Genomic DNA, 14,882 nt, shown 5'->3' with positions numbered 1-14,882 from the left:
GTCAACAGCAAAAAAATTATTTTAAATGTTCAGTGTCAGAAAATTTAATAATTTTAAAGCCATTTGAATCATATTCAACAATAGTTGTACTTGTATTTTCAGGAACAGGTTGCTTGGAGAATTCATCAATACCTTTTTCATTAATAATATTGAAGATAGCTTTCAGTGTAACACCATGACTGATAACTAAGATATTTCCATTATTATTTTCTTTAATAAGTTTTTCTAATCCAAGTTTAACTCTATCTAATATCTCTTCATAACTTTCTCCATTATAAGCACTAGGATTATAGTCCATAGCGTTATTCCAGAAATTATGGTATTCAATAGGATAATTTTTTTCAAACTCTTCTCTTGGAATTCCTTCAACTTTTCCCATATTTATTTCTTGGAATTCATCAATGGTAGTTATTTCCATATTTTTATCTCCAAGTAAAAGTTTGGTTGTTTGTAAAGCTCTATCTTGTGGTGATGAGTAAACTTTTTTAAAATCAATATCTTTTAAGTGTTGAGAAAGTTTTTTAGCTTGTTCAACTCCTAGTTCTGTTAGTGGAGAGTTAGATCTTCCTTGAAAAATCTTTAGTGTATTCCAAACTGTTTCACCATGTCTTACAAAATAAATACGTAGCATAATTTTCTCCTTTTTAAGTATAAAAACTCTTTTTTTTAATATGATATTCTTGTATAATCTTATTATACATTGAATTTTGGAGGTTGTAAAATGAAGTTTTTAGGAGTAATTCCAGCAAGATATGAATCAACAAGATTACCGAGAAAGCCATTAAAAGATATTTGTGGTCATTCAATGATTGAATGGGTTTATAAAAGAGCTATGAAATCTAATTTAGATGAAGTAATTGTAGCTACAGATTCTCAAGAAGTTTTTGATGCAGTTAAATCATTTGGAGGAGAAGTTATATTAACAGATGTAAATCATTTAAATGGAACTAGTAGAATAGCAGAAGTTTGTGAAAAAATAACTGATTATGATGTAATTATAAATATTCAAGGAGATGAACCTTTAATAGAGCCAGATATGATAAACTCATTGATTAATGTATTTAAAGATGAAGAGGATTTAAAAATGGCAACATTAAAACATAAACTCTTAAAAAAAGAGGATATTGAAAATCCTAATTATGTAAAAGTTGTAACTGATAAAAAAGATTATGCAATATATTTTTCAAGAAGTGTAATACCATATCCAAGAAATGAGAATTTAGATATATATTTTAAACATGTGGGTATCTATGGATACAAAAGAGAATTTGTTTTAGAATATGCAAAGTTAAAAAGTACTCCTTTAGAAAATTCAGAATCATTAGAGCAGCTTAGAGTTTTAGAAAATGGATATAAAATAAAAGTTTTAGAAACACCATTTGAAATAATAGGAGTAGATACTCAAGATGAGCTTGAAAAAGTAAGAAAGTATATAAGTGAAAAAGGAATAGAGTTATAATGAAAAAGCGAAATATAAAAAATATGATAGCTATTGGTATTTGTTTATTAGGTTTTGCAGGATGTAGTAGTAGTTCAAAAAAAGATTATTATGAAAGACCAGGAAGTTCTTCATCTAATTTAAAAGGAGATAGAGTTGATTTATATGGGAGTTATTCTAAAGATAAAATACCTGTGGCAAGACCGATACCATATTTAAAATATGTAAACGATATGGAGTCCCCAAAAGTTCCAATTAAGTATTATAAAGAAAAAGAATTTTTAGATTTTTACAAAAATACTAAAGTTAAGGGACATGGAGATAATTCAAACTATTGGAGATGGAAAGTTACTTTAACTAAAAAAGAGATAAGTAATGTATTAAATAAAAATTTAGTAACTTTAAGTTCGAGAAGACCAAAAGAGGTATTAACTTATGAAAAAGGAGAATGGATAGCTAAAAAAATTCCATTAAATCCAATTGGTGAAGTTATAACTTTAAGAGTTCTTGAAAGAGGTAAATCAGGTTTAGTAACAAAATTATTAATAAAAGGAACTAGAGGAGAATATATTGTTGCAAAAGAGGGGAATATTAGAAATTTACTAAGTTTAAGTAGAAATAATGTAGATAGTGTAGTAAATATTTATGGTGCCAAAGGAGGAAGTGCTAGCTACAATGATAAACCAATATCAAAAAATCCAAGTATGTTACCATCAGCGTTTATAGCAATAGAAAAGCTAGGAAATGGTGGTTTTAATATTTATGGTGGAGGATTTGGACATGGTTCTGGTATACCTCAATGGTCTGCTATGGATTTAACTAAAAATAAGGGATATTCATACAAACAAGTTTTACAAAGATATTATACAGATACAAAGTTAAAAAATATGAGATCAGTAGATGGAATAGGAGATAAAATAAGAGTTGGTATAATGAACAGTGGATTTTCAACTCTTAATCATTCAAAAATTTCAATGTTTTCTTTAGGAACCATAAAAATAAAAAGTAAAGATGGAAATGTAAATATAAATCCAAGAACTTCGGTTGATTTTGTAGTAAAAGATGGATATACACAAGTAATTGTTCAAAATAAATTAAGATTGAAGACAAGAAACTTTATAAACATCACATCTAATAAAATGATTTCTGTAACAAACATAAGGAGAAATGTAAGAAATAAATATCCAACATATAGAGGTGAATTTGAAATAAGATTAGCTCAAGGTGGAAAAAGTTTAAATTTAATTAATGAAATAAATATAGAAGATTATTTACTACAAGTTGTACCAAGTGAAATGCCACAAAGTTTTGGATTAGAAGCTCTTAAAGTACAAGCAATTGCAGCAAGAACTTATGCAGCAAAAGATATTTTGAGAAATAGATATGCAAAGCAAGGGTTTCATATAGTAGATAGCACACAAAGTCAAGTATATAATAATTTAGATGAAAATGAATTAGCGTCTCAAGGGGTTAAATCGACAAAAGGTTTAATATTGGTACACGAAGATAAGCCAATAGATGCAAAATATTATTCAACCTCATCTGGATTTAACTCAAGTGCTCATAATGTGTGGTAAAATATAAAAAAAGCATTGACTAAATAGTCATTATAGATTAGAATATTCTATGACTGTTTAGTCATTTTAAATTTAAGTTCAGTAAGGGGGCAAGATGCTAAAGGAGGGAAAAAAAGAACAAATTTTAGAAGCAGCGAAAGATGTTTTGTTGAAAAAAGGGATATTTAAAACACGAGTTGAAGATATAACTACTTATTTAGGAATTGCTAAAGGAAGCTTTTATACGTATTTCAAATCTAAAGATCAACTTTTAGAAGAAATTATTGATAGAGTGTACGAAATTAGAGAAGCAGAATTAGAAGAACTTTTAAAAAGTGATTCTAATTATGAAGAGCGAATAAAAATTTTTATAATAAAAAGATTTGTTATATCATCAGATAACTTAAAGTCTCACTTAATATTAATAAATTTAACAAGAAATCTAGAGCATTTAACACCTGTTCTTAGAGAAAAACTTTTACAAATAGAGATTTTAAATAGAAAATTTCTAAAAGAGATAATAAAAAATATTCCAAATATAAATTATTCAGAAGATGAAATGAATACAATCATAATCTTCATTATGGGTGGAATAAAATCTTATAGATTAGAGAGATTATTTTATAAGAATACAGATGACTACTTTATAAGTGATATAGATGAGTTTAGAGAAAGACTAAGAAATATAAACTTAGAAAAAGAAGTAGAATTAGTGGTAAGTGGAATTTTAAAATTACTAACAGGAGGAAATTAATGAAAAAGTTATTAGGATTACTGGTATTGCTTTCAACAGCAGCCTTTTCAAGAGAACTGACATTAGAAAGTGCAATTGATTTAGCCTTAGAAAATGGAAAAACGATAAAAACATCAGAGTTATCAAAAGAAAATGCAAAGTTAAATGTTAGAAGAGCATTTAAAACAGCTTTACCAACAGTAACATACAATGGACAATATCAAAAAGCAGAGCACACAAATAGAAATATGCTAGATATAGTTGAATCAGATGGAACAACAGGAATAGGAGCAAAAAGTGGATACACACAAACAATAGGTCTTTATCAACCTTTATTTAGAGGAGGGGCGATAACAGGTGGAATTTTAGGTGCTGAAGCTTCAAGAAATATGGCAGATATCTATCTTTTATCTGAAAAAAGAGATGTAAGATTAGATATAATAGCTCTATATTCAAGTATAATAAATTTTGAAAAAGATTTAACAGTTTTAGAGACATCTAGAAAAGAGTTACAAGCTAGATATGATAAGCAAAGCGAACAATTAAATTTAAGACTAGTTACAAAAGCCGATCTTTTAAAAACTGAATATTCTATTTTAGATTTAGAGGCACAAATAACAGGAACTAAAACAAATTTAGAGATAGCTAAAAAAGATTTGAAATTGAAGCTAATGATTCCAAATAATGAAGAGATTACTTTAAAAGATTTCCAAGTACCAGAAAACTTAACTTCAGGAATTGATTTTGGAAAAGATTTAGATCAAGCACTAACAAATAGTTTATCTGCTAAACTAGCAGTAAATAAAGTTAACTATGCAGCAGCTGAAAAAGTTGTAGCAAGATCAAGTTTATTACCGCAAGTTGATGCTTTTGCAACATATGGAACATCAAAAGAAAGTCATCATTTTGATAATAGTTTTGACAATGCTGAATGGAGAGGTGGAGTTTCTGTAAAATGGGACGTATTTTCATTTGGAAGTGGAATTGATGAATATAATGTGGCAAAAAACAATGAAAATATAGAATCTATAAATCAAGAGTTAACATCAGATAACATAAAACTATCTGTTACAAAAAATTATAGAGAATTAATACGTTTACAACAATTAAGAGATTCTAGAAATAAGGCTTTAGAAGCAGCAACAGAAAACTTTAATATAGATACAGAAAGATATAATGCAGGATTAATTTCAACTGTAGATTATTTATTATCAGAAAGTCAATATAGACAAGCAGCTGTAGATTATAACTCAGCAGTATTAAATTATTATGTAGCATTTGAAAAGTATAGATCATCACTTATTTAATATTTAGGAGGAAAGATGAAAAAGGGATTATTCATATTAACAGCGGCAGCTATCTTGATGACTGCTTGTGGGAAAAAAGAAGAAGCAGTAGTAGAAAAACCAAAAAAGCCAGTAGTGGCATCACAAGTTAAAAAGGAACAAGTTTCAGATATATATACAACTGATGGAACAATTGTACCTCAAGAAAAAGTAAACCATACATTAGACACACAAGGAACTGTATCAACAGTATTAAAGAAAAATGGAGATTTTGTTAAAAAAGGTGAAGTAATAGTAAAATTTACAGATGCAAAAGCTGAGTCAAATTATGATGCAGCAAAAGCTAATTTACAATCAACAAAAAATAATTTTGAAAAATTTAATAAGCTTTATGAGAAACAGATGATATCTCAGTTAGAGTTTTTAAATTATAGAGATGCATATACAAATGCATTAGCAGATTATACAGCTAAAAAATCAAACTACGATAAATTAACTAGAAAATCTGAGTTAACAGGGTTAGTAGGAAACTTAAACTTAAAGTCTGGAAATGTAGTAGAAGCTAATTCAACTGTATTCACAGTAGTAGATGAGAATATAATGGAAATAACTGTTGATTTCCCAGGGTACTGGTTAAGTACATTAAACGAGGGATCACCAGTGACTTTAATGGTTTCTGATTTAGGTGGAAAAGAGTTTGATGGAAAAATTAAATCTATAAATCCAATAGCAGATGCAGAAACAAAGAAGTTTCCAGTAAAAATATCTATTGATAACAAAACAAAAGAGTTAAAAGATGGAATGTACACAAAAGTTGTAATTCCAACTGAAAAAAGAGAAGGACTTATTGTACCGCAACAAGCAGTATTTATAAGAGACTTATTAAGTTATGTTTATAAAATAGAAGATGGAAAAGCAAAGAGAGTAGAGGTTACAACAGGAGCTACAATAAAACCAAATATTGAGGTTATATCAGAAGAGTTAAAACCAGGAGATTTAGTAGTATCTGATGGTATATTCGGATTAGCTGATGGAGATGAAATTACAATAAATAACGAAACAAAATAGAAATTAAAGAGGTGAAAGATATATGTCATTAGCAGGTATTGCTATACGTAGGCCCGTTGCAACAGTAATGGTAATGGTCTCGATGGTATTCTTAGGAATTGTTTCGATGCTATCAATGAAATCAGAACTACTTCCTAATATGAATATTCCAATGGTTGTAATTACTACAACTTGGAATGGAGCTGTTCCAGAAGATGTAAACAGTCAGATTACTAAAAAAATAGAAGACTCACTATCAGGTGTTGATGGAATTAAAAAGATAACATCTACATCATCATTTGAAAGATCAGTTGTAAGTATAGAGTTTGATTATGGTGTAAACATAGATTTAAAAAGAGGAGATGTTCAAAGAGAGATTGATGCTATATCAGGAGAGTTACCAGATGATGCATCAAAACCTACGACACAGAAAAAGTTAGCAGGTTCAGGAAATACTGCGATGATGCTAAACGTATCAGGTCCAAATTTCTTAGAATTGACAACATTTGTAAATGAGTTCATGACTCCAAGATTTGAAAGAATTGGAGGGGTTGGAAGTGTTGATACATTAGGATCTCCAGATAAACAGATTCAAATTCAATTTGATACAGATAAATTAGCATCATATAATTTAACACCAAATGAGTTGTATGATTTAATAAAAACATCATCAATAAATGTTCCTTTAGGAGTTATTAAAACTGGAGGAAAAGATGTTGTTGCCAGATTTATGGGAGAATTTAACTACTTAGATGAATTTGAAAATATGATTTTAAGAAGTAACGGTAAAACTCTTAGATTAAAAGATATTGCTAATGTAGTACTAACTACTGAAGATCAAAGTGAGATAACTAAACTTAATGGAAAACCATCGGTAATGTTAGTTATTGAAAAGTCTACAGATGGAAATATCTTATCGATTACAGATAATGCAAAGATAGCATTAGAAGAGATGAAGCCATACTACCCTAAAGGTGTAGAAGTAACAACAGTAATGGATTACTCTGAAAATATTAATTCATCGATTTCAGGAGTAAAAGGAAACGCTATAACAGGACTTGTTCTAGCGACAATAGTACTTTTAGTATTCTTAAAAAATATTAGAGCTACAATGCTGATATCATTAGCATTACCAATAGCCATTATATTTACATTCGCTTTCTTATCTCTTTTAGGAGTAACGATAAACGTTATCTCTTTAATGGGATTATCTATTGGAGTAGGAATGCTAACGGACAACTCAGTTGTTGTTATAGATAATATTTATAGACATATAACGGAATTAAAAAAACCAGTAATGGAAGCGTCAGAAGATGGAGCATCAGAAGTTGCTGTAGCAATATTAGCATCAGCATTAACAACAATGGTTGTATTTATTCCAGTACTATTTATTCCTGGTATTGCAAGAGAGATATTTAGAGATATGTCATTATCAATAATATTCTCTAACGTTGCCGCTTTAATAGTATCATTGACTCTAATGCCAATGGTAGCAAGTAGATTTTTAAAAGCTAATGCTGATATTACTAAAGAGGGTAAGATATTTGGAAAAGTAAAAAGTGGATATGAAAAAATAATAGAGTGGGCAATTACAAATAGAAAGAAAACAGTTGCATTAGCATTTTTAACATTTATGGTTATGATGATAATAGGACCAATGTTAACAAGAACAGAGTTTATACCAAAACAAGATTATGGTAGATATTCTGTTGTTTTAGAACTAGAAAAAGGACTTTCTGTTGAAAGAGCAGAAGAGATTACAGAGCAAGCAGTTGAAGTAGTAAAAAATAATCCTTTAACAAAAACATATATCTCTCTTGTAAAAACAGGAGTAGGTATTGTAAACGTTGATATAGGGCCAAAGACTGATAGAGATGTATCAATATTCCAAGTAATGGATAATTTAAGACCTGAATTAGAAAAAATACCTGGAATTAAGTTTAACTTAAAAGATGATTATCAATCAGCAGGTGGAAATAGAGACGTTGAATTTAGAATATCTTCTGATTCATTAGATGTTGCTGAAAATATAGCAAAACAAGTACAAGATAAAATTAGTCAAAATCCTGGTATTATAGATATTACATCAAGTATAGAACCAGGAAATGTAGAAGCTAGAGTTGTCTTAAACAGAGATAAATTAAGAGCACATGGAATTAGTCCATTTGATATAGGTAGAACAATAAGTTACTCTTTCCTTGGAGGAAATAGAGCAACTGGACAAACACTATCTGTAAAAACAGGAACAGAAGAGATTGATGTTTTAATAAGATTACCAAAAGATTCAAGAACTAAGGTTTCAACTTTAGAGGAGTTAAATGTTAGAGGAGCAGATGGTAAATTTGTAAAAGTATCAGATGTAGCGGATATTGTTATGGCAGAGGGAGCATCAGAAGTAACTAAAACAGATAAGATATTCTATGCATCAGTTTCAGCAAATGACGGTGGAATAGGATTAAGTAAAGTTCAAAGTGAAATTGTAGATGCATTTGAAGCAACTAACCCGCCAAAAGGTGTTTCTTATTCATGGGGTGGAATGTCGCAATTGTTTAACGAAGCAATTGTTCAAATGGGAATGGCTCTTGGAATTTCAATATTCTTAATATACGCTATTCTGGCATCACAGTTTGAAAACTTCTTACTTCCAGGGATTATATTAGCATCAGTACCGTTAGCAATGATTGGTGTTTATGGAGGATTATTAATCACAAACTCTCCATTTGACATGATGGTAATGATTGGAATAATAATGCTAGCAGGAACCGTTGTTAATAACGCCATAGTTCTTATTGACTTTATTAAGATTTTAAGAGAAAGAGGATATGAACTTAATGATGCTGTAAGAGAATCATGTAAAACAAGACTTAGACCAATTTTGATGACTACAATGACAACAGTATGTGGTATGATTCCTCTTGCTTTAGGATTTGGAGAGGGAGCAGAGTTATATTCAGGAATGTCTATAGCTGTTATATTTGGTTTATCATTCTCAACACTGCTAACACTAGTAGTAATTCCAGTTCTATACATTATGGTTGAAGACTTTATTGATAGAATGAAGAAAAAGTTAAAGAAGCAAAAAGTATAAGAAAAATAAGGATTCCCTGAGTATTAACTCAGGGAAATTTTTTTATAAAAAAAATAATAGTTGAAAAAAATAGAACAGTGTGTTAGTATTGAAATAGGAAAAGTATTAAAAAACAAAATAAATAAAACTTGTATAATAGTTGAAATAAGGTCAACGAGTCTCTACCTGCCACCGTAAATTGGCAGACTACAAGGATAAATTTTAAATGTATGTTTTTTTGATATATTTTAAATTTGATCTTGTAGGGAATTACTATTGTAATTTCCTTTTTTTATAGACTTTTTTTGTTGACCCAAAAAATAAAGGGGAGTCAATCAAGTGTTAATAATAACGAGAAAACAGAGAAAAGAAAAGATAAAAAATAAAAAAACTAACAAATGGAATAAGTGTGTAAAAACGCAGATTATTAAAAAGGGATAGTTGTAACCTTTTAGTAATGTGCGTTTTTTATTTTTAACTTTAGGGAGGATAAAGAGTGAAAATAGGTGTAATAATGGGAAGTAAATCTGATTTACCAACTATGAATGAATGTGTAAATGTTTTAAAAAATTTTGGAGTTGAGCATGAGATAAAAATAGTTTCAGCACACAGGACTCCTAATTTAATGTTTGACTATGCGAAAGAAGCTAAAAAAAGAGGGCTAGAAGTTATAGTAGCAGGAGCGGGAGGAGCAGCACATTTACCTGGTATGGTTGCTAGTTTAACTGACTTACCAGTTATTGGAGTACCTATTGAAAGTAAAACTTTAAAAGGAATAGATTCACTTTTATCAATTGTTCAGATGCCAGGAGGTGTTCCTGTAGCAACTGTAGCAATAGGAGGAGCTAAAAATGCCGCATTATTAGCTGTAAAGATATTAGCTTTAAAGGATGAAAGGTTAGCAGAAAAAATTGTCGAGTATAGAAAAAATATGGAAAGGATGATTTTAGATGAAAAAATCTAGAAGAGTCGGAATTTTAGGTGGAGGACAACTAGCTAAGATGCTATGTGATTCAGGAAAAAAATTGAACTGTGAAACAATAATTTTAGATCCTAATCCAGATTCATGCGGAAGATTTAGTGCTGATGAGCATATTCAAGCTGAATATAACAACAAAGAGAGTTTAAAAAAGCTATGTGAAATTACTGATGTGATAACATACGAGTTTGAAAATGTGCCAAGTGAAATAATAGATTATTTAAAAGAAAATGATGGGAATATTCTTCAAGGAAAGAGACCACTGCATTTAAGTCAACATAGAGTTAGAGAGAAAGAGGCAGTAAAACAAATTGGAGTTAAAACTGCAAAATTTAAAGGCGTTAAAAATTTAGAAGAATTAAAGAAAGCTATTGATGAAATTGGATATCCATCTATTTTAAAAACTTGTTCAGGGGGATATGATGGAAAAGGACAATGGAAATTATTAGAAGAGAAAGATTTAAAAAGTATTAATTGGAATGAAAATGTAGAGTATATTTTAGAAGAGATGATTAGATTTGATAAAGAAGTTTCATGCTTAGTTGTTAGAGGAATAAATAGAGATATAGTAAGTTTTCCAATTGGAGAAAATATCCATAAAAATGGAATTTTAAATAAAACTATAGTTCCTGCAAGGGTATCGAAAGATATTTTAGAAAAAGTGGAAAAAACATCTCAGGAGATTATAAAAAAATTAAATATATATGGACCATTAGGAATAGAATTTTTTATTAAAGAGAATGAAATTTATTTTAATGAAATGGCTCCAAGACCACATAATAGTGCACATTATACAATGGATGCATGTAATTATTCTCAATTTGATATTCATTTAATGGGGATTTTAGGAGAGAAACTACCTGAAGTAAAACTTTTAACAAAAGTAGTGATGTTAAATATAATGGGTGAAGATCAGGAGAAAGTAAAAAAAATTAAAAAAGAACATAATATGAATGTTCACATATATGGAAAGTCAGAATGGAAAAAAGATAGAAAAATGGGCCATATAAACTATTGTGGTGAAAATCTAGAAGAGCTAATTTTAAAAGCTGATTCATTTTAGGGAGGAATAATGAATAAAAGAGTATTTGTTAAGAAAAAGGATGGATTTCAAGTAGAGAGTTTAGGACTAAAGAGTGAGCTTTTAGAAAACTTAAAAGAGGATAAGATAAATAAAATAGATTTATATAACGTATATGATATTTTTAACTGCACAGAAGAGGATTTAAATCTTTTAAAAAATAAAGTTTTATCTGAACCAGTAACAGATGACGTTTATGAAGAAGTTGAATTAGATGGAAAAAAATATTTAGCAATGGAATTTTTACCAGGACAATATGATCAAAGAGCTGATTCTGCAGAGCAATGCTTAATGTTATTAAATAATAAAGCTGGTATTCAAATAAAAAGTGGTAAACTTTTAATTTTTCATGGAGAGATAAAAAGTTTTGATAAAATAAAAGATTACTTAATAAATCCTATTGAAACTAGAGAAAAAAAATTAAATGTTTTGACACTAGAGGAAAATGTTGATATAGAACCAGTGCCAACTTATGTAGGATTTATAAATAAAAATTCAGAAGAACTAGAAAGTTTTTTATTAGAGCATGGACTAGCTATGACTCTTGAAGACCTAAAACATATTCAAAATTATTTTAGAGATGAAGAGAAAAGAGATCCAAAAGAGACAGAGATAAAAGTTTTAGATACTTATTGGTCTGATCATTGTAGACATACAACTTTTGAAACATATTTAAAAAATATAAAAATTGAATGTGGAGATTTAACAAAAAATATTCAAGATGCTTTTGAAAAATATATAGATATGAGAGCGAAATTAGGTAGAGAAGAAAAACCTTTAACTTTAATGGATATGGCAACAATTGGTGGAAGATATATAAAATCAATAGGTAAATTAGATGATTTAGAGGAATCAGAAGAGATAAATGCATGTAGCATCGAGATAGAGGTAGATGTTGATGGCAAGTTAGAGAAATGGTTACTGATGTTTAAAAATGAAACTCACAATCATCCAACAGAAATTGAACCATTTGGAGGAGCAAGCACTTGTGTAGGTGGAGCTATAAGAGATCCATTGTCAGGAAGAGCATATGTTTATCAAGCTATGAGAGTTACAGGAGCAGCAGATATAACTGAAAGTATAGAAGAAACGTTAGCAAATAAATTACCACAAGAAAAAATATCTAAAGGAGCAGCACATGGATATTCTTCATATGGAAATCAGATAGGACTAACAACTACTTTTGTAAAAGAGATTTATCATAATGGGTATAAAGCTAAAAGAATGGAAGTTGGAGCAGTTGTTGGAGCAGTAAAAAAAGAGTATGTAAGAAGAGAAAGCCCTGTTCCAGGTGATGTAGTAATTTTACTTGGAGGAAAAACTGGTAGAGATGGTGTAGGAGGAGCGACTGGATCATCTAAAGAACATAATGAAACGTCATTAACTAAATGTTCATCAGAAGTTCAAAAAGGTAATGCCCCTGTAGAGAGAAGAATCCAAAGGTTATTTAGAAACCCAGAAGTCACAAAACTTATAAAAAAATCAAATGATTTTGGAGCAGGTGGAGTTAGTGTTGCTATTGGAGAGATTGCAAGGGGAGTAGAGATAAATTTAGATACAGTACCAGTGAAATATTTAGGACTTAATGGAACTGAATTAGCTATATCAGAATCTCAAGAAAGAATGGCTGTAGTAGTAGAGGCAAAAGATGTGGAGAAGTTTCAAAGATTAGTTAAAGAAGAAAACTTAGAATCGGCATTGGTTGCGGTAGTAACAGAGGAAGAAAGATTAGTAATAAAATATAAAAATGAAATACTTGTAGATATTTCAAGAGATTTTTTAGATACAAATGGTGTTAGACAAATTCAAGATGTAAAAGTTGTATCTACAGAAATAGAAAATCCATTTTTAGAAAATAAAGTAACGGATATAAAAGAAAAAGTAGAAAAAGTTTTACAGGATATGAACGTAGCTTCTCAAAGGGGAATGGTAGAGATGTTTGATGCTTCAATAGGAAGAAGCACAGTTCTTATGCCATATGGAGGAAAGTATCAATTAACCGAATCAGAGGGAAGTGTTCAAAAACTTCCAACAGATAAATTTACAAATACTTGTTCAATAATGACTTATGGTTATAACCCACTAATATCGGAATATTCTCCATATTTGGGAGCTCAATATGCAGTAATAGAATCTTTAGCAAAAATTGTTGCATTAGGTGGAAGTTATAAAAAAGCAAGATTATCTTTCCAAGAATATTTTGAAAAATTAGGAAAAGATTCAACAAGATGGGGGAAACCTTTTGCTGCATTATTAGGAGGAATTGAAGCACAACTTGAATTTGAAACTCCAGCGATAGGTGGAAAAGATAGTATGAGTGGAACTTTTAAAGACTTAGATGTACCTCCAACTTTGATATCTTTCGCAGTAACAACAGAGAGTGTAAAAAATATAATATCGTCTGAATTTAAAGAAGCAAGAAATAAAATATATCTAATAAAAAGTGAAAGACTTTTTGGTGATTTACCAAATTATAAAAGATTAAAAGAAAATTTTGAGCTATTAGAAAACTCAATAAAATCAAAAGAAGTAATATCAGCATCAACAATAAAGTTTGGTGGAATAGCAGAAGCTGTTATAAAGATGTCTTTTGGAAATAAAATCGGAGCTAAAATTGAAACAAAAGAAAATCTATTTAATTTAATGCCAGGGGATATAATAGTAGAATCAGCAAAAGAATTAGATTATGGAATTCTTTTAGGAACAACAATTGATGAGAAAGTTATTGAATTAAATAAAGAAAAGTTTGAAATAGACTCTTTAATAAATATATGGGAAAAGAGATACAGTAAAATATATCCATATACAGCAGAAACAATTGGAGAAGTAATCGAAAAAGAATATATTACTAAAAAAGAGTTTAAAGCTAAAAAACTTTATGATAAACCAAAAGTTTTAATAACAGTATTTCCAGGTACCAATTGCGAATATGATACTAAAAAGGCTTTTGAAAGAGCTGGAGCAGAGGTTGAAATATATGTATTCAATAACTTAGGTGTTGAAGAGATAAAAGAAAGTATAGATACCTTATCTGAAAAAATAAAATCAGCTCAAATATTTATGATTCCTGGAGGTTTTAGTGCAGGGGATGAGCCAGATGGTTCTGGAAAGTTTATAGCAAATATTTTACAAAATAAAAAGATAAAAGAGAGTATGGAAAAGTTCTTAGAAAATGATGGATTGGTACTAGGAATATGTAATGGATTCCAAGCTCTTATAAAATCAGGGTTATTACCTTATGGAAATGTAGATAGTGTAACTAAAGACTCACCAACATTATTTAGAAATGATATAAACAGACACGTATCAAGAGTAGTTAGCACAAAAATTGTTTCAAATAATTCTCCATGGATGAGCTCATTTACTGTAGGAGAAACGCATAATATACCAATGTCTCATGGAGAGGGAAAATTTGTAGTGAGTGAAGATTTCGCAAAAGAGTTATTTGAAAATGGACAGGTAATAACACAATATTGCGATGAAAATAATCAAGTGACAATGGATAAAAATCATAATTTAAATGGGTCAACATATGCAATAGAAGGGATTGTTTCTAAATGTGGAAAAATACTAGGGAAGATGGGACATTCAGAAAGATATGAGGATGGACTATTAAAAAATATAGATGGAAATAAGATGCAAGATATTTTTACTAATGGAGTTAATTATTTTAAAAAATAAATATTAAAATGGGA

At 29.4% G+C, this 14,882-nt stretch carries 10 protein-coding genes and 1 riboswitch; of the genes, 9 read left to right on the top strand and 1 reads right to left on the bottom strand.

What is annotated here, in order from left to right:
• Nucleotides 1-16 precede the first annotated feature (16 nt).
• Nucleotides 17-631, bottom strand: coding sequence for a histidine phosphatase family protein (locus H5J23_RS09040; protein ID WP_185891826.1), 615 nt, complete (start codon nt 629-631; stop codon nt 17-19).
• Nucleotides 632-721: 90 nt separating this feature from the next.
• Between H5J23_RS09040 and kdsB the strand changes: the two genes are divergently transcribed.
• The 9 genes from kdsB to H5J23_RS08995 all read left to right on the top strand — a co-directional run bounded on the left by kdsB (nt 722) and on the right by H5J23_RS08995 (nt 14,868).
• Nucleotides 722-1,459 carry a 3-deoxy-manno-octulosonate cytidylyltransferase gene (gene kdsB / locus H5J23_RS09035; RefSeq protein WP_023050946.1) on the top strand — a complete coding sequence of 246 codons (738 nt, stop codon included), beginning with the start codon at nt 722-724 and terminating at the stop codon, nt 1,457-1,459.
• Entirely contained in the window at nt 1,459-3,015 is a 1,557-nt protein-coding gene (locus H5J23_RS09030; protein WP_185891824.1) for a SpoIID/LytB domain-containing protein, read from the top strand. The genes kdsB and H5J23_RS09030 overlap by 1 nt, the downstream gene beginning before the upstream one ends.
• A gap of 94 nt (nt 3,016-3,109) precedes the next feature.
• Nucleotides 3,110-3,748, top strand: a complete 639-nt coding sequence (locus H5J23_RS09025; RefSeq protein ID WP_023050944.1) for a TetR/AcrR family transcriptional regulator — start codon at nt 3,110-3,112, stop codon at nt 3,746-3,748.
• Nucleotides 3,748-5,034 (top strand): TolC family protein, encoded by a 1,287-nt coding sequence (locus H5J23_RS09020; protein WP_023050943.1) that lies wholly within the window; start codon nt 3,748-3,750, stop codon nt 5,032-5,034. The genes H5J23_RS09025 and H5J23_RS09020 overlap by 1 nt, the downstream gene beginning before the upstream one ends.
• Before the next feature lie 15 nt (nt 5,035-5,049).
• A complete protein-coding gene (locus H5J23_RS09015) occupies nt 5,050-6,081 on the top strand; it encodes an efflux RND transporter periplasmic adaptor subunit (protein ID WP_023050942.1) in 1,032 nt (343 codons plus the stop codon).
• A 22-nt stretch (nt 6,082-6,103) separates the two neighbouring features.
• Nucleotides 6,104-9,148, top strand: a complete 3,045-nt coding sequence (locus H5J23_RS09010) for an efflux RND transporter permease subunit (RefSeq protein ID WP_185891822.1) — start codon at nt 6,104-6,106, stop codon at nt 9,146-9,148.
• A 108-nt stretch (nt 9,149-9,256) separates the two neighbouring features.
• Nucleotides 9,257-9,357: riboswitch (purine riboswitch) on the top strand.
• 266 nt (nt 9,358-9,623) lie between these two features.
• Nucleotides 9,624-10,091, top strand: a complete 468-nt coding sequence (gene purE, locus H5J23_RS09005; protein ID WP_257162995.1) for a 5-(carboxyamino)imidazole ribonucleotide mutase — start codon at nt 9,624-9,626, stop codon at nt 10,089-10,091.
• Complete coding sequence (gene purK / locus H5J23_RS09000; protein ID WP_185891821.1) at nt 10,078-11,169, top strand: 5-(carboxyamino)imidazole ribonucleotide synthase; 1,092 nt, start codon at nt 10,078-10,080, stop codon at nt 11,167-11,169. The genes purE and purK overlap by 14 nt, the downstream gene beginning before the upstream one ends.
• 9 nt (nt 11,170-11,178) lie before the next feature.
• Nucleotides 11,179-14,868: a phosphoribosylformylglycinamidine synthase gene (locus tag H5J23_RS08995; protein WP_185891819.1), complete on the top strand. Its 3,690-nt coding sequence runs from the start codon at nt 11,179-11,181 to the stop codon at nt 14,866-14,868.
• Nucleotides 14,869-14,882: the final 14 nt, after the last annotated feature.

It is taken from the genome of Cetobacterium sp. 2G large, assembly GCF_014250655.1.
Classification (GTDB): Bacteria; Fusobacteriota; Fusobacteriia; order Fusobacteriales; family Fusobacteriaceae; genus Cetobacterium_A; species Cetobacterium_A somerae.
Note: the sequence above shows the minus strand (reverse complement) of the source record. Positions and strands in the feature narration are given on the sequence as shown.

Excerpts from the sequence above, each read along its gene's own strand:
- H5J23_RS09040 (WP_185891826.1), bottom strand. The coding sequence starts at position 631 with ATGCTACGTATTTATTTTGTAAGACATGGTGAAACAGTTTGGAATACA.
- kdsB (WP_023050946.1), top strand. The coding sequence starts at position 722 with ATGAAGTTTTTAGGAGTAATTCCAGCAAGATATGAATCAACAAGATTA.
- H5J23_RS09030 (WP_185891824.1), top strand. The coding sequence starts at position 1,459 with ATGAAAAAGCGAAATATAAAAAATATGATAGCTATTGGTATTTGTTTA.
- H5J23_RS09025 (WP_023050944.1), top strand. The coding sequence starts at position 3,110 with ATGCTAAAGGAGGGAAAAAAAGAACAAATTTTAGAAGCAGCGAAAGAT.
- H5J23_RS09020 (WP_023050943.1), top strand. The coding sequence starts at position 3,748 with ATGAAAAAGTTATTAGGATTACTGGTATTGCTTTCAACAGCAGCCTTT.
- H5J23_RS09015 (WP_023050942.1), top strand. The coding sequence starts at position 5,050 with ATGAAAAAGGGATTATTCATATTAACAGCGGCAGCTATCTTGATGACT.
- H5J23_RS09010 (WP_185891822.1), top strand. The coding sequence starts at position 6,104 with ATGTCATTAGCAGGTATTGCTATACGTAGGCCCGTTGCAACAGTAATG.
- purK (WP_185891821.1), top strand. The coding sequence starts at position 10,078 with ATGAAAAAATCTAGAAGAGTCGGAATTTTAGGTGGAGGACAACTAGCT.
- H5J23_RS08995 (WP_185891819.1), top strand. The coding sequence starts at position 11,179 with ATGAATAAAAGAGTATTTGTTAAGAAAAAGGATGGATTTCAAGTAGAG.